This window comes from Glutamicibacter uratoxydans (assembly GCF_050753455.1).
Classification (GTDB): domain Bacteria; phylum Actinomycetota; class Actinomycetes; order Actinomycetales; family Micrococcaceae; genus Glutamicibacter; species Glutamicibacter uratoxydans_A.
On record NZ_CP192736.1, the window covers coordinates 2,219,097 to 2,237,605 of the forward strand.

General features: G+C 61.5%; 17 protein-coding genes. 9 read left to right on the plus strand and 8 right to left on the minus strand.

Annotation, left to right across the window (positions count from 1 at the left end; genetic code table 11):
- The first annotated feature begins 18 nt into the window (after positions 1-18).
- From ACQQZ8_RS10110 to ACQQZ8_RS10125, 4 genes are all read left to right on the plus strand, one after another.
- Positions 19-705: a 3'-5' exonuclease gene (locus ACQQZ8_RS10110; protein WP_431709705.1), complete on the plus strand. Its 687-nt coding sequence runs from the start codon at positions 19-21 to the stop codon at positions 703-705.
- A 241-nt stretch (positions 706-946) separates the two neighbouring features.
- The gene (locus ACQQZ8_RS10115) at positions 947-1,939 is read left to right on the plus strand and encodes a methionine ABC transporter ATP-binding protein (RefSeq protein ID WP_431709706.1); all 993 of its coding nucleotides are present in this window, start codon (positions 947-949) and stop codon (positions 1,937-1,939) included.
- 2 nt (positions 1,940-1,941) lie between these two features.
- Positions 1,942-2,622, plus strand: coding sequence for a methionine ABC transporter permease (locus ACQQZ8_RS10120; protein WP_431709707.1), 681 nt, complete (start codon positions 1,942-1,944; stop codon positions 2,620-2,622).
- Positions 2,623-2,705: 83 nt separating this feature from the next.
- Positions 2,706-3,560 carry a MetQ/NlpA family ABC transporter substrate-binding protein gene (locus tag ACQQZ8_RS10125; protein ID WP_431709708.1) on the plus strand — a complete coding sequence of 285 codons (855 nt, stop codon included), beginning with the start codon at positions 2,706-2,708 and terminating at the stop codon, positions 3,558-3,560.
- A 98-nt stretch (positions 3,561-3,658) separates the two neighbouring features.
- Here ACQQZ8_RS10125 and hemL read toward each other — a convergent pair whose 3' ends face one another.
- The 8 genes from hemL to hemE form a co-directional block, all read right to left on the minus strand.
- Positions 3,659-4,966 carry a glutamate-1-semialdehyde 2,1-aminomutase gene (hemL, locus tag ACQQZ8_RS10130; protein WP_431709709.1) on the minus strand — a complete coding sequence of 436 codons (1,308 nt, stop codon included), beginning with the start codon at positions 4,964-4,966 and terminating at the stop codon, positions 3,659-3,661.
- Positions 4,967-5,953 (minus strand): porphobilinogen synthase, encoded by a 987-nt coding sequence (gene hemB / locus ACQQZ8_RS10135; RefSeq protein WP_431709710.1) that lies wholly within the window; start codon positions 5,951-5,953, stop codon positions 4,967-4,969.
- Between the two features lie 12 nt (positions 5,954-5,965).
- Entirely contained in the window at positions 5,966-6,766 is an 801-nt protein-coding gene (locus ACQQZ8_RS10140; protein WP_431709711.1) for a uroporphyrinogen-III synthase, read from the minus strand.
- Positions 6,767-6,778: 12 nt separating this feature from the next.
- Positions 6,779-7,753, minus strand: coding sequence for a hydroxymethylbilane synthase (gene hemC / locus ACQQZ8_RS10145; RefSeq protein WP_431709712.1), 975 nt, complete (start codon positions 7,751-7,753; stop codon positions 6,779-6,781).
- Complete coding sequence (locus ACQQZ8_RS10150) at positions 7,750-8,955, minus strand: ferrochelatase (protein WP_431709713.1); 1,206 nt, start codon at positions 8,953-8,955, stop codon at positions 7,750-7,752. Before ACQQZ8_RS10150 ends, hemC begins: the two co-directional genes overlap by 4 nt.
- Positions 8,952-9,665 carry a hydrogen peroxide-dependent heme synthase gene (gene hemQ, locus ACQQZ8_RS10155; protein ID WP_431709714.1) on the minus strand — a complete coding sequence of 238 codons (714 nt, stop codon included), beginning with the start codon at positions 9,663-9,665 and terminating at the stop codon, positions 8,952-8,954. The genes ACQQZ8_RS10150 and hemQ overlap by 4 nt, the downstream gene beginning before the upstream one ends.
- Before the next feature lie 49 nt (positions 9,666-9,714).
- Positions 9,715-11,271: a protoporphyrinogen oxidase gene (hemG, locus tag ACQQZ8_RS10160; protein WP_431709715.1), complete on the minus strand. Its 1,557-nt coding sequence runs from the start codon at positions 11,269-11,271 to the stop codon at positions 9,715-9,717.
- 115 nt (positions 11,272-11,386) lie between these two features.
- Positions 11,387-12,442: a uroporphyrinogen decarboxylase gene (hemE, locus tag ACQQZ8_RS10165; protein ID WP_431709716.1), complete on the minus strand. Its 1,056-nt coding sequence runs from the start codon at positions 12,440-12,442 to the stop codon at positions 11,387-11,389.
- A gap of 192 nt (positions 12,443-12,634) precedes the next feature.
- Here hemE and ACQQZ8_RS10170 point away from each other — a divergent pair, with 192 nt between their 5' ends.
- From ACQQZ8_RS10170 to ACQQZ8_RS10190, 5 genes are all read left to right on the plus strand, one after another.
- A complete protein-coding gene (locus ACQQZ8_RS10170) occupies positions 12,635-13,978 on the plus strand; it encodes a glutamyl-tRNA reductase (RefSeq protein ID WP_431712176.1) in 1,344 nt (447 codons plus the stop codon).
- 165 nt (positions 13,979-14,143) lie between these two features.
- The gene (locus tag ACQQZ8_RS10175; RefSeq protein WP_431709717.1) at positions 14,144-14,767 is read left to right on the plus strand and encodes a TetR/AcrR family transcriptional regulator; all 624 of its coding nucleotides are present in this window, start codon (positions 14,144-14,146) and stop codon (positions 14,765-14,767) included.
- An 86-nt stretch (positions 14,768-14,853) separates the two neighbouring features.
- Complete coding sequence (locus tag ACQQZ8_RS10180) at positions 14,854-15,075, plus strand: DUF3107 domain-containing protein (protein ID WP_431709718.1); 222 nt, start codon at positions 14,854-14,856, stop codon at positions 15,073-15,075.
- A 119-nt stretch (positions 15,076-15,194) separates the two neighbouring features.
- Complete coding sequence (locus tag ACQQZ8_RS10185) at positions 15,195-16,691, plus strand: RNB domain-containing ribonuclease (protein WP_431709719.1); 1,497 nt, start codon at positions 15,195-15,197, stop codon at positions 16,689-16,691.
- A 237-nt stretch (positions 16,692-16,928) separates the two neighbouring features.
- Complete coding sequence (locus tag ACQQZ8_RS10190) at positions 16,929-18,488, plus strand: DEAD/DEAH box helicase (RefSeq protein ID WP_431709720.1); 1,560 nt, start codon at positions 16,929-16,931, stop codon at positions 18,486-18,488.
- Positions 18,489-18,509: the final 21 nt, after the last annotated feature.

Sequence of the window (18,509 nt, forward strand, 5' to 3'; positions counted from 1 at the left end):
CACTGTAGCGTTGAGGGCATGAACGAATGGCATGAAGGCCCCTGTATAGGTTTTGACTTGGAAACCACCGGCATCGATACGGCTACCGCACGAATCGTGACCGCCTCAGCGGTGCTCCTCGCCGCCGACGGTAGCATCCTGAATCAGCGCGAATGGTTGATTGATCCAGGGATCGAGATACCCGAAGCGGCTACCGCGGTTCATGGGGTCACCACCGAACAAGCCCGTGCCGAAGGCGTTCCGGCCGCGCAGGGCGTGGCCGAGATTCTCAATCTTCTGCAGTTCGCCTCCCAGCAAGCCCCCGTGGTGGCATTCAATGCCGCCTACGATTTTTCGGTACTGCACACCGAGGCGCTGCGCTATGACCTTGTCCCGTTCATTCCCGGGAATGTGATCGACCCATTCATCCTTGACAAACAGATGGACCGATTCCGCAAGGGCAAACGCACCCTGGAGGCAGCCTGCGAGCACTATGGGGTGCGCCTAGAGAACGCACATACCTCCTTCGCCGATGCCGTAGCCTGTGTTGGGGTGGCTCGGGCGGTTGTGAACAAGTACCCACAACTACAGACTGATCCAAGTGAGCTGCACGGTCAACAGATTCGGTGGGCCCGCGAGCAGGCGCAAAGTTTCCAGGACTATCTCCGCAAAAGTAATCCACAGGCCGTGGTCGATGGCGCGTGGCCGATCAAGGACACCGACTAACACCCAAAGAGACTCATCTCACAGGGTTTTTTGGCACACGCGACGTCACGGATTTCAGCGATTCGCAGGTTGATCATTCTCAAAATTTCGGCGATCGTCAAATCTTCTTCGAAGCAGCTCGCCGAATACGGGAGATTTCGGTTTGGTGACCCAATGTTTAGGCTGATTCGGGCGATAATGTTCGATGGTGGTTCAATTGGGGGTACTCTCTTTACCCTGAGAACTGAAGGACCCCCTTTTAGTGATAACCATCAAAGACCTGCGCAAGGTCTACCGGCAAGGTAGCGATACCGTCGTTGCCCTTGACGGTGTGAGCCTCGAAGTCCCTACCGGGAAAATCCATGGCATCGTCGGCCACTCTGGTGCTGGCAAGTCCACGCTGGTTCGGTGCTTGACCCTGCTTGACCGCCCCACCTCGGGTAGCGTGAACGTCAACGGCCAAGACCTCACCAATGTCAGTGACAGCAAACTGCGTGATGCGCGCCGTCGCATCGGGATGGTGTTCCAGCACGCCAATCTCTTCGATTCACGCACCACAGCCCAGAATGTGGCTTACCCGTTGGAACTGACCGGGGTGTCCAAGTCAGAGATAAGCCGCAAGGTGAGCGAGCTGCTCGAACTGGTGGGTTTGGCCAAGTTCGCCAACGCTTACCCGTCCCAGCTTTCTGGTGGACAGCGCCAACGCGTGGGTATCGCCCGGGCTTTAGCCACCGATCCAGATGTGTTGCTCTGCGATGAGCCCACCAGCGCGTTGGATCCGCAGACCACTGACGAAATCCTCGAACTGGTTAAGAAATTGCGTGACCGGTTGAATATCACGGTGCTGATCATCACCCATGAAATGCACGTAGTGAAGCAGGCCTGCGATTCGGTATCGCTCTTGGAAGCCGGACGGATCGTGGAGCACGGCGAACTGGCCGAAGTCATCAACACCCCCGGCAGCCGGCTGGCCGCCACCTTGCTACCGCTACCCGGTGACACCCCAACCGGTGAAACCCAGGGTCCGATCCTTGACTTGCTCTATTCCGGTGAGCAGGCTTCCGAACCGGTCATCTCGATGATCACCCGAACCTTCGATATCGATGTCAATGTTCTGGCCGGATCGGTGGAACAACTCGGAGAACACCAGTTCGCCCACCTGCGCATCCAGCTTCCCTTAGGCACCGATGTGGCCCGCGTGCGCGAGCATTTACTCGCCAACGGTGTCGCGGTCACTGAGAAGGGCGGGAACTAATCATGGAATTCTTCACTGATCTACTGAACAACCCAGGCATCAGCAAAGCCATGTGGCCGGCCACGGTCGAAACCTTGCAAATGACCGGCATCTCCACCCTGTTCACCGTGCTTGTCGGGCTGCCCTTGGGGATCTTGTTGCATACCTCAGACAAGAACGGGCTGGCCCCGGTGCGCTGGTTGAACGTAGTCCTTTCGGGCATCATCGTGAACATCACCCGCTCGATCCCCTTCGCGATCCTGATGATCTCGCTGATCCCCTTCGCCTCCCTGGTGGTGGGGACCGCGCTGGGACCGATCGCGGCAACCGTGTCATTGACCATCGGCACCATCCCTTTCTTTGCCCGGTTGGTAGAGACTGCACTGCGCGATGTGTCTTCCGGCAAGGTTGATGCCGCGCTGGTGATGGGCTCTACCCGGATGCAAGTCATCCGCAAGGTGATGGTTCCCGAAGCTATGCCCGGACTGATTGCTGCGACCACCACGACCGTGGTCACCCTCATTGGTTACTCGGCGATGGCCGGTCTGATCGGTGGCGGCGGTTTGGGCCGACTGGCCTATAACTACGGATTTGTCCGTTTCGAAACCGAGATCATGATCGTCACCATCATCATCATCGTCATCATGGTGCAGCTGGTGCAGATCATCGGTGACTGGCTAGCCAAGAAGGTCGACCACCGCTAAGAACTTGATGCTGCGCATCGCCCCTCCTCATCCTCATGTTCTGAAGAGCCCTTAGGGTTCGCCAAAAAATAGAAGGAAGATACATGTTACGCAAGAAGCTCGCACTGGCCGCTACCTCCGTTGCCGCACTGGTCGCCCTGACCGCTTGCGGCGGTTCGGCCGAAAACACCGACACTGAAGCAAGCTTGGATCCGGCAAACCCAGTGGTCGTTTCCGTGGGTGCCAGCCCGGTCCCGCACGCCCAGATCCTGGAATTCATCGATGAGAATTTGGCTCAGGATGCCGGCATCGATCTGGAAATCACCGAGATCGAAGATTACCAGACCCCGAACATTGCGCTGGCCGATGGCACCTTGGATGCTAACTACTTCCAGACCGCCGCGTACCTAGCCGATCAGGTCGCTCAGAAGGGTTACGAGTTCGAGCACGGCGCCGGGGTTCACATTGAGCCACTGACCGCGTTCTCCAAGAAGTTTGCGAATCCGGAGGAGGTCACCGAAGGTGCATCCGTGGTGCTCAATAACGACCCGGTTAACCAGCTGCGCGGGTTGCGGGTGCTGGAAAACGGTGGCTTGTTGAAGAACCTGACCGATGAGGACACCGTGCTGTCCATCGAATCGGACGCTGAGAAGAACCCTTTGGGTCTGAAGTTCTCGGAAGTGAATTCGGAGCAGGTTCCACAGTACTACACCGGGGATGACTCGGTAGATATCGCTGTGATCAACGGTAACTACATTGTTCAGGCAGGCCTGGACCCGGAAGAAATTTTGGTTCAGGAATCGGCCGAGAACAACCCGAACGCTAACTTCCTGACCTGGCGTGCCGGGGAGAAGACCGCCGCCATTGAGGCGTTGGAAGAGCTGTTGCACTCTGAAGAGGTGCACCAGTTCATCACCGACACTTGGAGCGACGGCAGCGTACTGCCAGCCACCAACTAAGCTTACGGCCCCACCTGTAGGGCCATAGCAACAGGGCCTGTGCCCGGCTCCCCTTGCGGGAAGACCGGGCACAGGCCCTGTAACTGTTTAGAGCTGCTTTACGCGGTTGCGCTGGCTGCCGCGCGTGCGGCAGCTGGCAGCGCCGCAAAGATCTTCTCCATGGCTGCGTCGTCATGAGCCGCGGAAACAAACCAGGCTTCGAACACGCTCGGTGGCAGATATACGCCCGAGTCCAGCATCGAGTGGAAGAACGGTGCGTAACGGTAGGCTTCCTGCGCCTGTGCCTGCGCATAGTTGGACACACCATGTTCTGCGGTGCCGAAAGCCACCGAGAACAAGGTCCCCACACGTTGGATAGAGTGGTTCACTCCGGCCTCGGTCAGTGACTGCACGAGGGCGTCTTCCAAGGCCAAGGACTGCTTGGAAATGTGTGCGTAGACATCTTCGGTGGCATGGGTCAGCTGGGCGATACCGGCGGCCATCGCCACCGGGTTACCGGAGAGGGTTCCGGCTTGGTAGACCGGGCCGAGTGGAGCCAGATAATCCATGACGTCGGCGCGGCCACCTAAGGCTGCGGTTGGCAGTCCGCCACCGATGACCTTACCGAAGGTGTACAGATCCGGGGTCCAGCCCTCGCTGCGACCGCTCAAGCCCCAATAGCCGGCATCGGAGGCACGGAAACCGGTGAGTACCTCATCCAAAATCAGCAGTGCGCCGTGCTTGGCGGTGGTGTCCTTCAGGAACTGGTTAAAGCCTGGCGCGGGCGCGACCACGCCCATATTGCAAGGCGCCGACTCAGTGATGATCGCGGCAATATTCGCCCCGTGCTCGGCGAATGCTGCGCTCACCGCTTCGCGGTCGTTGTAGGGCAGCACCAGGGTTTCGGCCGCGGTGGCCGCAGTGACTCCAGCCGAGCCGGGCAGCGCCAAGGTTGCGACTCCGGAACCGGCCGAAGCCAGCAATCCGTCCAAGTGACCGTGATAGCAACCAGCGAACTTAATGATCAGTTCACGTCCGGTAAAACCGCGGGCTAAACGCACCGCAGTCATCGTCGCCTCGGTACCGGTGGAAACCATCCGTACGCGGTCCACCCCACCCATGCGGTCCTTGATCAACTCACCGAGCTGCACCTCATCCGGGGTGGAGGCGCCGAAGGAAAGGCCCTGATCCACCGCACGGTGTACGGCGTCCTGAATTTCTGGGTGTTGGTGACCTAGTAGTGCCGGGCCCCAGGAGCAAACCAGATCCACGTACTCATTACCATCAACGTCAGTGAGGTAGGCGCCCTTGGCGTTGGCCATGAAGGGCGGCACCCCGCCAACCGAACCAAAGGCACGCACCGGGGAATTCACTCCCCCGGGCATCACCTGTTGGGCGCGGGCAAAAAGTTCTTCCGATTTCGACATTTACTTCTTTCCTTCGTTCAGCCAGCCAGCGACTTCACTGGCCCAATAGGTCAGGATCTGCTCGGCACCCGCACGGCGGATGGAAAGCAAGGATTCAAGGATGGAGGCCTTACGGTCGATCCAACCGTTCGCGGCGGCGGCCTCGATCATCGAGTATTCCCCGGAGATCTGGTACGCGGAGACCGGGACGCTAGAGACTGCGGCGATATCGGCGACGATATCTAAGTAGCTCATGGCAGGCTTGACCATGACCATATCGGCGCCCTCAGCCAGATCCAGCTCCACCTCAATCAGCGCCTCGCGGCGGTTGGCGGCATCCATCTGGTAGGTGCGGCGGTCGCCCACGAGCTGCGAATCCACCGCTTCGCGGAAGGGACCGTAGAAAGCCGAGGCGTACTTCGCGGCATAGGCGAGGATCGCGGTGTTCTGGTGCCCGGCCTCATCCAGCGCTGCCCGGATCGCGGCGATCTGCCCATCCATCATGCCCGATGGGCCCAGCACGTGGGCACCGGCCGCGGCGTGCATCACACCCATTTGGGCATAAATTTCCTTGGTGGCGTCATTGTCTACGTAACCGTCAGCGTCCAACACCCCGCAGTGGCCGTGCGAGGTGAACTCGTCCAAACACACATCGGACATGATCACCAGCTCGTCGCCCACCTCGGCGTGCACCGCGGCAATCGCGCGGTTCAGGATGCCGTCCTCTGCCAGGGCCCCGGAACCTTGCGCATCACGCACCGCCGGGACGCCGAAGAGCATGATGCCGCCCACGCCCAGTTCCACCGCTTCGCTGGCCGCGGCCTTGAGCGTGTCCATGGTGTGCTGCATAACCCCGGGCATCGAGACGATCGGGTTGGGCTCGCTGATCCCCTCGCGGACGAAGGCCGGCAGGATCAGCTGTCGGGGGCTCAATTCATGTTCGGCGACCAGTCGGCGCAGGGCCGGGTTCTGCCGGAGTCGGCGCGGACGATGCTGGGGAAAAGCCATGGGACTTCCTTCTCACTTCTTGGGGTGGGACTGAAATAGTTCTGCGGCACGAGCGGCCAGCCCGGCGGGGGTCGGATCGCTCGCGGTGGCGTGTACCGGCAACCCTGCGGCTTCCAACGCCCTAGCGGTGGGTTCTCCAATGGCCAGAGTGCGCACCCGGGCCGGGAGCGTGCTACCGGTGAGCGCCTTAAATTCACGCACGATGCTGGGCGCCGCAAAGATCACCAGGTCGGTTTCCGCTAGCGCCGCAACTAAGTGCTGCGGGCTGAGCACGGTGAGCCCGGCGGGGACCGGTTCGCTGCTGAGCGGTTCTCCAGCGGTTCCGGCCGGCACCGTAGAATAGGCGATCGCCTCATCGAGCTCTACGCCCCAGGCGGTGAGCCCCGCCGCGAGGGTTGGGGAGGCCAGATCTCCGTGCGGGTAGGCTACGGCTGTGCCGGGGACTAGCTGCCACTGGGCTAACATTCCGGCCGCGGACTGCACTTCGGGAACGAAATCTGCTTCCCGGTGTAAGAGTTCGCGCAGCACCTGCGCCGTTTTGGTCCCCACCGCGGCGATCCGAGTGGTTGCCGGTAGCTGCGCTCCGTCCAGTAGGCTGGCCAGCGCCTGAACGGTATTCACCGAGGTGAGCACCAGCCACTGGTACTGCCCGGCCTGCAACCGGCGCACCAGTTGCTCCAGCGGGGCCAGATCCTGTGGCCACACGGTGTGGATCAATTGCACGCAAGTGCTGGTAAAGCCCAGCGGGCGCAGCGCGGCCACGGTGGCCGTGGCGCGCTGCGGGGCGCGTAAGATCATCGCGTGCAATGCCATGGGCGGGGTTACCTAAACCAATCCCGCCACGGCGGCGGCACCGTTATCCAGCATGGTACGCGCCAAACTGCGGCCCAGTTCGATAGCGTCAGCCTCGGCGGTCACCAGTAGACGCGCACTTTGCCGCATCACCTGGGTGCCATCGGGTTTGCAGGCCACCGCATCTAACACCAGTTCCTCACCCACAAAGTGGGCCAGCGCACCGATCGGGGCGGCGCAACCGGCTTCTAAGGCGTTGAGCAACGCGCGTTCGGCGCTGACCTGCAACCGGGTAGGGGCATCATCAAAGCTGACCAGGGCCGCATCCAAGGCCGGGTGTCCGCTGCCGATGCTGCGCACTTCCACGGCTAAGGCGCCTTGCCCGGGGGCCGGCAGCATCACTGCCGGGTCAAGATATTCGGTGATGTGCTTTTCCATCCCCAACCGGTGTAACCCGGCGGCGGCCAGGATCACCGCGTCCAGATCCCCCTGCACGCTGCGTCCCACACTGCCATCGTCCAAGGTGGCGCCCATCCCCTTCACGCGTCCCAAACGGGTGGGCACGTTACCGCGGATATCGACAATCTCCAGATCCGGGCGATGGTTCAGGAGCTGGGCGGCACGCCGCGGCGAACCGGTACCGATCTTCGCCCCCTGCGGCAGCTGGTCCAGGGTTAGACCGTCGCGGGCGCAAAGCGCGTCTCGCACATCCTCGCGGGCCGGGATCGCGGCAAGCCGCAAACCTTCGGGCTGCACGGTGGGCAGATCCTTGAGCGAGTGCACCGCCAGATCGCAGCCGGCGGCCAGCAGGTGCTGGCGCAGTGCCGCGGCAAACACCCCGGTACCACCCAAGGTGGCCAGCGACCCGGTGATCACATCTCCCTCGGTGCGCACCAGCACGGTGTTGGCTTCCAAACCGCTAAGCGCGGCCAGCTTCTGCGCCGCCCACCCGGTTTGGGTGGTGGCTAACGCGCTGCCACGGGTCCCTACGGTAAAGCTTTCACTCATTTGTTCGGCACCCCAACTTCCGAGTCGACCCCGGCAATGGTGGGACGCAAGGTGCCATCCAGTGCGGGCTTAATACAGCAGGCTGCCGGGCAGACGTCATACCAGGGTCCGCCCGGTACTTTGCTGATCCGACCTTGACGGCGCGGCTGCCCCTGCGCGTCGAGCAGACGCTCCTCAATAATGTCGATCAGCCCGCCAACGAACTCGGTGTGCGTTCCCGGGGTGGGGACCCGGCTGAAAGCCAGCCCCAGTTCGGCGCAGCTATCCTTTGCCTCGGTGTCCAGGTCCCACAGCACCTCCATATGATCGGAGATGAACCCAATGGGTACCACCACAACTCCGGCCACCCCGTCGGCCGCGTCGGCTTCCAGCGCGTCGTTAATATCCGGTTCTAGCCACGGAACATGTGGTGCCCCGGAGCGTGACTGGTAGACCAGCGAATGCTCTAGGCCAGCGGCTTCCGGCACGCCAGCTAAGATCTGCGTGGCCACCGCCCGGTGTTGTGCGGTATACAGGTTTTCACTGTAGCTTTCGTGCTGCGCCTGGGGGCCAGCAGCATTGGCATCGCTCATCGGGATGGAGTGGGTGACAAACACAATCTTGATCCGACCTTGCGGATTACCGCGCTCGGTCAGCTGTTCGCGCACCTGCACCAAGGACTGTTTCAGGCCGTCGATGAAGGGGTTCACGAAGCCCGGGGTGTCGAAGAACTGGCGGACTTTGTCCACCTCCACCACGCCTTCTAACCCGGTTTCGCGCAGCGCCATCCCCAAATCCTCGCGGTACTGGCGGCAGGCCGAGTATCCGGAGTAGGCGCCGGTACCGAGCAACAGGATCTGACGGTGTCCATCCTGGGCCATCTGACTCAGGGTCTCATTCACGAACGGGTACCAGTTCCGGTTGCCCCAGTACACCGGTAACTCAATGCTGCGGGCGGCCAGTTCGGCTTCCAGCGCAGCCTTCAACGCCCGGTTCTGGGCGTTGATCGGCGAGATACCACCGTTAGTTCGGTAATGGACCGCGACCTCTTCGAGCCGTTCATCGGGGATCCCGCGTCCCGCGGTGACATTCCGCAGGAACGGGATCACATCTTCTTGACCTTCTGGTCCCCCGAAGCTGGCCAGCAAGATCGCGTCATAGGCCTTGGCTTGCATTCGACCGTCCTGATCATAGCCGGAGCGTGGATCGAAATCCTGGGTCACTGCAGTACCTCAAGAGCCGCTTCGGCAGAAATCCTACGTCCGGTGTAGAACGGGGTTTCCTCCCGCACATGGTGACGTGCTTCGGTGTAACGCAGGTGACGCATCATATCGACCAGATCGATCATGTCATCGGCTTCCAAGCACACCTGCCACTCGAAGTCGCTGAAGGAGAAGGCGGCGACGGTATTGGCCAGTACGTTCGGGAAATCACGGCCTAAGATGCCGTGATCACGCAGCATCTTGCCGCGTTCGGCTGGATCCATGGTGTACCAGTCATGCGAACGCACGAACGGGTAGACGGTCATCCAGTCCTTGGCGTCAATGCCGCGGGCGTAGGCTGGGGAGTGATCCTTGGCGAACTCTGCCTCGCGGTGCACACCCATGGTGGAGTACACGATCTCGGTGCCGGCCAGTAGGGCGCTGCGGCGCACCTTGCGCATTGCGGCCTGCAGCAGTTCGGCGGCCGGGCCGTGGATCCACACCATAATGTCGGCGTCTTCGCGCATCCCGGAGACATCGTAAATGCCACGCAGGCTCACGCCCTCGGCTGCCAGCTCGGCAATCAGCGCGTCAAACTCGGTGGCTGCCCCGGTGCGATCCACCGCTTCGGAACGCTTGAAGATGGTCCACAGGGTGTAGTACATGGTGGCGTTGCCAGCCGCTTCACGGTCGCGTAGTACCGGTGAATTATGATCGGGACGTTGACTCATGGTTCTCTCCTCGTGTTGACGTTGTGGTCTGAAAAAATGGTGGCGTGGTTCAGCTGGCGCTGACCGAGAGCTGGGCTCGGGTGTGGGCGATGACCCGGGCCAATCCGGTGCCCGAACGCCAAGCTCCCACGGCGTAGAGCCCCGGGATGGTGGCAAGTTGTGCCTCTAAGCTGGCGTTGCGTTCACGCTGCGCGGTGCCGATGAGTGGAACCATGTCGCTAAAGCGCGAGATCGCACTGCCTAAAACGTCTTCTTCATGCAGTGCCACGCCCAGGATGTTGCTGGCATCGGCGATGGCTTGGCTCAGCAGTGCAGCATCGTTCCCGGACTCCACGAGGGTTTCGTGCTGTCCGATGCGCCCATAGGAGAGTCTTAAGACATGGGTACCCGGCCCGGTTTCTTCGGCGAGCCACGGCCATTTCGCGGTGGAGTGCGTCATCGCCTTAGCCTTGATCGGCCCCCCGGCGGTCACCAGCACCCCACTACCGCGTGGTGCCTCGTCCAGTTCGGGCTTATCCACCACCAGAATGACCAGTGCGATGGAATTGGCCGGGCGCGAATCTTTCGCGGTCTGCCAGTCCGGCAGTACTCCGTGCAGCAACGACAACGCGGCATCGGCTTCGGTGGCCACCACGAGTTTGTCGGCCTGCAAGAGTTCTTGGTGACTGTGTACCGTAAAAGGCTGCTGAACGTACTGGTTGTACTCGACGCTGCTCACCGGAGCGTTGCGCACCAAGTTCACCCCGGCGGCCTGTAATTCGGCTACTAGCGTGGTGATCAGCGTGTACATTCCACCATTGAGCCCAGCCACCCGTGAGCCGGCCGGCGCGTCCTGTTGGAGTTTGGCTACCGCCCGGGCCAGCGACCCGGTATCTTGCATGGCTTGGCGCAGTCCCGGGGCGGCGCCATCAATGTCTACTTGGTTCGGGTCAGTGGAATATACTCCGGCGACCACCGGGGACACGAGTTGTTCCAGCACCGCCGAACCCATGCGTTGGCGGACCACTTCCCCAATACTCAGCTTCTCACTGGCCCATTTCTTGGGCATCGGGGCCACGAGGTCCGCGGCAGCGCGCACCGCGGCGGCCCGGCCGATCAAGTTCCGCAGCGAATCCGCGCCCAGCTGGGAGGGGATTCCAAGCATCGCGCTACTTGGCAGCGGATGGGAGCGCACCTGCTCATCCTGTTGTTGGGTGAGCCAGGCACTGACCCCGCTGGTGGGCACGATCTGTTCGGTCAGATCTAGTTCGGCCAAGTAGTCGGCGACGATGTTCGAACGAACCGCGAAGGATTCGGCGCCCGCGTCGATCTCCAGTCCGGCCACCTGCATCCGGCGCAGGCACCCACCGAAGTTCTGCGCAGCTTCCAACACGGTGACGCGATGCCCGGTTTGCACCAGTTCATGTGCGGCCACCAACCCGGCCACCCCGCCACCGATCACAATGGCGTGCGGTTTAGGCACGGCATCGGTGAGCTCGCCGGTGGTATTGGCGCGAACCTTATGAAGTAACCGCAGGGCATGAGCGGCGGCATCCGCCGCAATCTCACGGCGCCCCCGGGCACCGGGTTCACGCTGCGTTTGGGACCCGCGGCTCTCATCGGTCATCGTTGTTCGTTAACCCCTTGGATTGATGTGGTTAGTGCGTACCTGGCCGGACAACTCACCGAGCTACCCGGCCCATTAAGCTAGCTGGGCTTACTACCAGCTTAGCCCCCGCGAGCTAGAGGGAATGGATCAATTCCACGACGCGGGTCAGCACGGTCGGGTCGGTGTGCGGTGGCACGCCGTGACCCAGATTGAATACATGTGAGCGGGCCTTCTTGCCACGCTGAGCAATGTCGCGGATATGCGCTTCCAGCACCTCCCACGGTGCTTCCAGCAGTGCCGGGTCAATATTGCCCTGCAGGGTCAAATCATCACCGAGGCGCTCGACGGCCACATCCAGTGGGATGCGGTAGTCGATGCCCATCGCATCCACCCCCACATCGCGCATCGCGGTGAGCAGTTCACCGGTGCCGGTGCCAAAGTGAATCAGCGGCACACCCAGATCACGCACGTGATCCAAGGTGCGCACCGAGGCCGGGGCGACGAACTTCTGGTAGTCGGCCAGCGGCAGCGAGCCGGCCCAGGAGTCAAAGAGCTGCGCGGCCGAGGCGCCGGCTTCCACCTGGGCACGCAGGAAGCGTCCTGAGGCATCCGCGGCCCAATCCATCAGCATCTTCCAGGTCTGCGGATCCGAGTGCATCATGGTGCGCGGACCTAAGTGGTCACGGCTTGGCTTACCTTCCACCATGTAGGCGGCCACGGTGTACGGGGCGCCGGCAAATCCAATCAGCGGAGTGGAACCCAGCTCCGCCACGGTCAGCGCCACCGCCTCACGGATCGGTTCCAAGGACTCATCGGTCATTTCCGGGAGCGCTGCCACCTGTTCGGGGGTGCGGATCGGTTCGCTGAGTACCGGGCCCACACCGGGGACGATGTCCACACCGATCCCGGCCAGACGCAGCGGGATCACAATGTCGGAGAAGAAGATTCCGGCATCTACCTTGTGGCGGCGCACCGGCTGCAGGGTGATTTCGCTGGCCATCTTCGGGTCCAGGCAGGAATCGAGCATGGTGGTGCCCTCGCGCAACTGGCGGTACTCGGGCAGCGAACGGCCCGCTTGACGCATAAACCACACCGGGGTGTGGCTTGGGGTGCGACCGGTCAGTGCGCTAATTAGGGCGGAATTACTCGTACGTCCATCAACCAGAGGATGGTCAGCAGGCAGTGTCATGATCCCAATTCTGCCAAGTCTTGGAGCTAAATGCCTACCCGAGCCAGTGAGCACCCTCACTTGGTGAGCAACATTACTTCTACGCTTCGTCGAAAAAGCCCTACTTTTCAGTGAATTCCGCGCTAAGTTCGGGTTTAGGAAGGTAGGCCTACATTGTCCATCCCCACTCATCAGGCCTATTCTGGAAACACTGTGGTTTACATATCTCTTGTTGCTTCGCATTCGCAGCTCGACCTGGAGACCGTGGCTCAACTCAGTGCCTCGGCCGGCGAGCTGGCGCCAGCGTCCTTAAAATCGGGTTCTCAGAACATCAACGGCACCGTCGTCTTAGCGACCTGCAACCGGTTCGAAGTTTACGCTGACGCCGCTTCCCCTCTGGCCGCGGCCAATGAACTGGTTGAGCATCTAGCAACCAGCACCGGCATCCCGGCCCATCATCTGGACAGCAAACTGCTGCGCTTCGAGGGTCGTGCGGTCATCGACCACCTTTTCTCCGTGGGCGCGGGTCTGGACAGCGCAGTGGTCGGCGAACGCGAAATCGCCGGACAGGTGCGCCGCGCCTTGACCGAAGCGCAAGCACAGAAATCCACCACCGGTAACCTCACCCGACTTTTTGAGGCCGCCACCCGCACCGCTAAAGACGTGGGTTCGCAAACCGAACTCGGTTCACAAGGCAAGTCCGTGGTCTCGGTGGCCCTCGATCTGGCCGATGATTTGATGAGCGCGGCCAGCAGCTGGGCGGATCAAGACGTCGTACTTTTCGGAACCGGCGCCTACGCCGGAGCCACCCTGGCCTTATTACGCGAACGTGGGGTGCAGCGCATCAAGGTGTACTCCACTTCGGGCCGTGCCAGCGATTTCGCTTCGAAGCGCGATGTCATCGCCATCGAGCACGATGAACTGGACCAGGCTTTGCGTGAAGCCGACATCATCATCGGATGTAGCGGCAACGGTACCGCACTGACCCGCGAACGCCTCACCGCCCTGCGCGTGAAGAACCACCCGCTGATCGCCATCGACATGGCGTTGACTCATGACTTTGATCCGGCCCTGGCCGAGGTCGCTGAGGTGGACCTGATCACCTTGGAATCGGTGCGCATGGCCGCCCCGGATGAACAGTCTCTGGCCATCTACGAGGCGAAGAAGATCGTGGCCCGTTCGGCCGAGGAATTCGACACTCTGCAACGCGAGCGCGAAGCCGATCACGCGATTGTTGCGCTACGCAAGCACACCCAGCAGGTGTTGGAGACCGAGGTCGCCAAGGTGCGTGCCCAGCACGGCTGCACCGCCGCAGCCGAAGAAGTCGAATTAGCGATGCGTCGGATGATGCGACAGCTATTGCACGTGCCCACCATGCGCGGCCGTGAGCTGGCCGCCGAAGGCCGTGCCGAAGATTATGTGCAGGCCTTGCAGACCGTGTTCGGTCTTGAGGTTCCTGCCATCCCGGTGCGCACCCCGGCACGCCCCACGATCCCGGCCGTTACCCCCGTCACGGCGCCTAGTTGCCCCGCAAATCAGCAATCACGTACCGCCTAAACCCGGCACGCTGCACCAAACCCCGGCTTAATCCAGCTGATCACAGCGGAAATAGCCACTTTTGCGTCGCAACGTGGAATACTACACAGAATGAGGACGACCCGAGAGAGCTCCCACCGAGCGGAGTTGCGGTCCTCGTCGGGTCACCAGGGTGAAAGGCACACCATGTCGGGAATCGAAGAACGCAAGGGCACACGCACCCAACGACTACCGCGCGAAGCCCGACGACGCCAGCTACTCTCCGCCGCGCATCAGGTTTTTGTGGCTCACGGCTACCACGGGGCCTCCATGGATGAGATCGCGGAGGTTGCCGAGGTATCTAAGCCCGTGCTCTACCAGCACTTCCCCGGAAAGCGCGAACTCTATTTGGCACTGCTGGACTCGCATTTAGCCGAATTCTCCGAACTGTTGACTCAGGCCATCGCCTCCACCAGCGATAACCGCGAACGGGTTTACAAAACCATCGAAACCTATTACAGCTACATCCGCCGCGAATCGCAGGCCTACCGGCTGATTTTTGAGTCCGATGTACTCTCCGACCCGCTCATCGCCCAACGCATCGAAGAGTTCAACGCGCAGCTGGCCGAAGCAATCGCCGAAGTGGTGGTGGCCGACACGCAACTGAGCCAAGCCGAGGGAATGTTGCTGGGCCGCGCACTGGCCGGTTTGTCTCAGGTCTCGGCCCGCTATTGGGCTACCAGCGATGAGGATGTGGACCAGCAGCGTGCCGTGGAGCTCATTTCGCTTTTAGCTTGGCGCGGAATTGCCCGGTTCCCCAAGGAAAACTAGCTAGATTTGTTTTCAGGTCCAACATTCACCGGCAACCGGTGAATGTACCGGGCAGTTAACGTATCTTCGAGAGGATCATCAGCTTTATGGAAATCCGTATTGGCATCCAGAACGTCGCCCGCGAAGTAGTCCTAGAGTCCGAGCAGGACAATGCGGCCATCACCGACGTGGTCACCACTGCCCTGAACGAGGGCGGCCAGCTGCGCCTGACCGACTCCAAGGGCCGCGAAGTCATCGTTCCGGTGGCTGGGATCGCCTATGTTGAGGTCGGCCCGGATCAGGTTCGCCGCGTAGGTTTCGCCCAGTAGTATTTTTTCAGTCTTCGACCCCGCACCCACCGGTGCGGGGTCGAACGCGTTTAACCCCGGTTCCACGCCCCGGCGCCGCATGGTGGGCCACCGCACAGCCTTCGGGTTATGCTTTTGCCGTGGTGGATCGACGAATTAAATTCCAGCGTCCGCAAACTGTGGGCAGCTTGGAGAAGATGCTGCATGAGCTCGAAAACGACTTTGCGCTGCCCGAGGAATTTTCCGCACCCGTGTTGGCCGCCGCCGAAGAGAGTTTGGCCTGCTTAGCTGCTCCGCCGGCTGATCACACCCATTTGCCCTTCTTCACCTTGGATCCGGCCAGCTCCACCGACCTGGATCAGGCCATGTACCTCGAAAAATTGTCCGATGGTTTCCTGGTGCATTATGCGATCGCCGATGTCCCGGCCTTGGTTCCCTTAGGCTCGCTGCTAGATGAGGTCACCCGGCAGCGGGGACAAACCATTTATCTGCCGCACCGGCGGATCTCGCTACACCCGCCGAGTATCAGTGAATACGGCGGTTCACTGCTCCCGGATGCCACCCGCCGCGCCTTCATTTGGCAGCTGGAATTGCGCGCGGACGGGGAACTGCGTTCGGTGCGTTTAGAACGCTCCCTGATCCGTTCTCGAGCCAAACTCAACTATCCGCAGGCGCAGCAAGAACTGGATGCCGGGACGGCGTCCGAGCAACTACAGCTGCTGCGGCAGATCGGTCTGCTGCGGATCGCGGCCGAACAGCGTCGGCAAGGAGCCTCACTGAACCTGCCGGATCAGGAAGTGGTACAAGATTCGCACGGAAACTATCAGCTGGTTTCCCGCATGCCCTTACCTATCGAGGACTACAACGCCCAGATTTCCTTACTGACCGGGATGGCGGCCGCGCAGCTGATGCTTGAGGCCGGGGTGGGGATCCTACGCACCATGCCGCAGCCCGGCCCCAAAGAGCTGGCCGAATTCCGCGCCCAAGCCCAAACCCTGGGACACCAGTGGGATGAGCGGCTGAGCTACGGCGAATTCTTACGCACTTTGGACATCAGTAAGCCCGCCGAGCTGGTGCTGATGCACCGGGCCGCTGCGCTGTTTCGCGGCGCGGACTACCAAGTGATTAACGGTCAAGCCCCCCAGGAGCTCACTCAGGCGGCGTTGGCCACACACTACACCCACGCCACCGCTCCACTGCGCCGGCTGGTGGATCGTTTTGTTTTGTTGACCTGCCAGTTGATCGTCACCGCTCAACCTATTCCACAGCTGCTCCATGAGGCACTGCAGCTCCTGCCGCAGCTGATGCGCAGCTCCTCGACGGAAGCCGCACAGGCCGGAAAGGCCAGCTTGGACTTGATTGAGGCCTGGGTGCTGCAACACCGGGTGGGTGAGGAATTTCAGGCGGTGGTACTCCGTGCCGCCAGTGCGGCTGACGGTGATACCGCCGGGCGTCCGGGCAGCGTGCAATTACTCGATGAGGCGGTCACCGGGACCTTCCACGGTAGTGCCCAACCGGCCTGTTTAGTCCGGGTAAAATTAGTTCGGGCCGACCCGGTCAGCCGTAGTTGCCACTTCGAGCAACTAGCAGTGGAGGTCACATCACCAGCCAGTGACGAGAAAAACCAGTTATGCTAGGCATACGTAAGATTATTAGGATGCCCGGTCGCACCGCGCTAAACGACAATAAACAGTTTTCGTGGTGACTTCCCAGCGGTCACCATCCCCCACACCATGAACAGGTGTTGGTGTATGACGCGATCGGCTCCGCTGGACCGCGTATCGCCCGCGCCGTGCCCACTATCAGCTTCCCGTTTCGGAAGCCCGTGGCTCAGCGCACAGCGATCGCTAACGTGAAACGAGAATACAGCCATCGTGACTGACACGAATATCCAGGACGCCACTGCGGTTCCTGAAGAAGAAACCAAGACTTTTGCCGACTATCAGGTGCGTGCGGACATCGTAGCTTCGCTCTCCGAAGCCGGTATCATCACCCCCTTCCCGATTCAGGCGCTCACCTTGCCGGTGGCTCTGGCCGGAAACGACATTATCGGTCAAGCCAAGACCGGTACCGGTAAGACTCTGGGCTTTGGTATCCCCGCCTTGCAACGCGTAATTCGCGCAGAAGATGCCGGCTATGACCGCCTAGAATTCCCTGGTGCCCCGCAGGCGCTGATCGTAGCCCCCACCCGCGAACTGGCTCTGCAGGTTTCCGCGGATCTGGCCCAGGCCTCCCGCCACGCAAATATTCGGGTCACCACCATCTACGGTGGGCGCCCCTATGAGGAGCAAGTTGCTGCCCTGAAGGCTGGCACGGACGTAGTAGTGGGCACCCCGGGACGCCTGATCGACTTGAACCGGCAGCGCATGTTGAACCTGAAGCAGATCAAAACCGTGGTGCTGGATGAGGCCGACGAGATGCTGGATCTGGGCTTCCTGCCGGATGTAGAACGCATTCTCGCCGCCCTGCCACCGGTCCGGCAAGCGATGCTGTTCTCCGCCACCATGCCCGGGCCGGTCATTACTCTGGCCCGCCGTTACATGTCCCGTCCGATGCACATCCGGGCTAACGATCCGGGCGATGATTCGATCACCAAACGCAACATCCACCAGCTGGTCTACCGGGCACACAGCCTGGATAAGGATGAGATGATCGCGCGTATGCTGCAAGCCGAAGGCCGCGGCAAAACCATCATCTTCACGCAGACCAAGCGTTCGGCCGCGAAACTGGCCGATGAGCTGGTGGACCGGGGTTTCAATGCCGGCTCACTGCACGGTGATTTGGGTCAGGGCGCACGCGAGCAGGCACTGAAGGCCTTCCGCTCCGGTAAGGTCGACATCTTGGTCGCCACCGATGTCGCCGCCCGCGGCATCGACGTGGACGATGTCACCCACGTGGTGAACCTACAGTGCCCGGACGATGAGAACACCTACCTGCACCGGGTGGGACGTACCGGACGTGCCGGCAACACCGGTATCGCGGTCACTTTCGTGGATTGGGATTCGGTGCCGCGCTGGTCGCTGATCAACAAGGCGCTCGGTCTGAACGTGCCCGAGCCGGTAGAAACCTACTCCTCTTCCCCACATTTCTTCGCAGATTTGAACATCCCTGCAGGAACTAAGGGACGCTTGCCACGGGCCAAGCGCACCAGCGGACCCACTGAGCAGCAGGAACGCCCAGCCCGCGAACGGCGCAGCTCTTCCACCCGCAACCGTCGCCGCACCCGCAACGGCGAAACACAGGAACATAGCAGCGAGGGTGCGGACCGGCACGGGCATTCCAAGGGCAAGCATGACCGCCCGGCCCGCGAAAATGAGCGTCACCGCGAAACCCACGCCGCAGGCGAGGAGAAGACCGCAGCGCGGCGCCGGCGGACCCGCCGCCGCACCCGCAGTCAGGAAACCGGTCAGGATACCGCCGGTTCGCAGGACTGAGTAGTTCCCGCGGCGCACACT

Excerpts from the sequence above, each read along its gene's own strand:
- hemB (WP_431709710.1), bottom strand. The coding sequence starts at position 5,953 with ATGGCTTTTCCCCAGCATCGTCCGCGCCGACTCCGGCAGAACCCGGCC.
- ACQQZ8_RS10175 (WP_431709717.1), top strand. The coding sequence starts at position 14,144 with ATGTCGGGAATCGAAGAACGCAAGGGCACACGCACCCAACGACTACCG.
- hemQ (WP_431709714.1), bottom strand. The coding sequence starts at position 9,665 with ATGAGTCAACGTCCCGATCATAATTCACCGGTACTACGCGACCGTGAA.
- hemE (WP_431709716.1), bottom strand. The coding sequence starts at position 12,442 with ATGACACTGCCTGCTGACCATCCTCTGGTTGATGGACGTACGAGTAAT.
- hemG (WP_431709715.1), bottom strand. The coding sequence starts at position 11,271 with ATGACCGATGAGAGCCGCGGGTCCCAAACGCAGCGTGAACCCGGTGCC.
- ACQQZ8_RS10140 (WP_431709711.1), bottom strand. The coding sequence starts at position 6,766 with ATGGCATTGCACGCGATGATCTTACGCGCCCCGCAGCGCGCCACGGCC.
- hemC (WP_431709712.1), bottom strand. The coding sequence starts at position 7,753 with ATGAGTGAAAGCTTTACCGTAGGGACCCGTGGCAGCGCGTTAGCCACC.
- ACQQZ8_RS10120 (WP_431709707.1), top strand. The coding sequence starts at position 1,942 with ATGGAATTCTTCACTGATCTACTGAACAACCCAGGCATCAGCAAAGCC.
- ACQQZ8_RS10110 (WP_431709705.1), top strand. The coding sequence starts at position 19 with ATGAACGAATGGCATGAAGGCCCCTGTATAGGTTTTGACTTGGAAACC.
- ACQQZ8_RS10125 (WP_431709708.1), top strand. The coding sequence starts at position 2,706 with ATGTTACGCAAGAAGCTCGCACTGGCCGCTACCTCCGTTGCCGCACTG.
- hemL (WP_431709709.1), bottom strand. The coding sequence starts at position 4,966 with ATGTCGAAATCGGAAGAACTTTTTGCCCGCGCCCAACAGGTGATGCCC.
- ACQQZ8_RS10180 (WP_431709718.1), top strand. The coding sequence starts at position 14,854 with ATGGAAATCCGTATTGGCATCCAGAACGTCGCCCGCGAAGTAGTCCTA.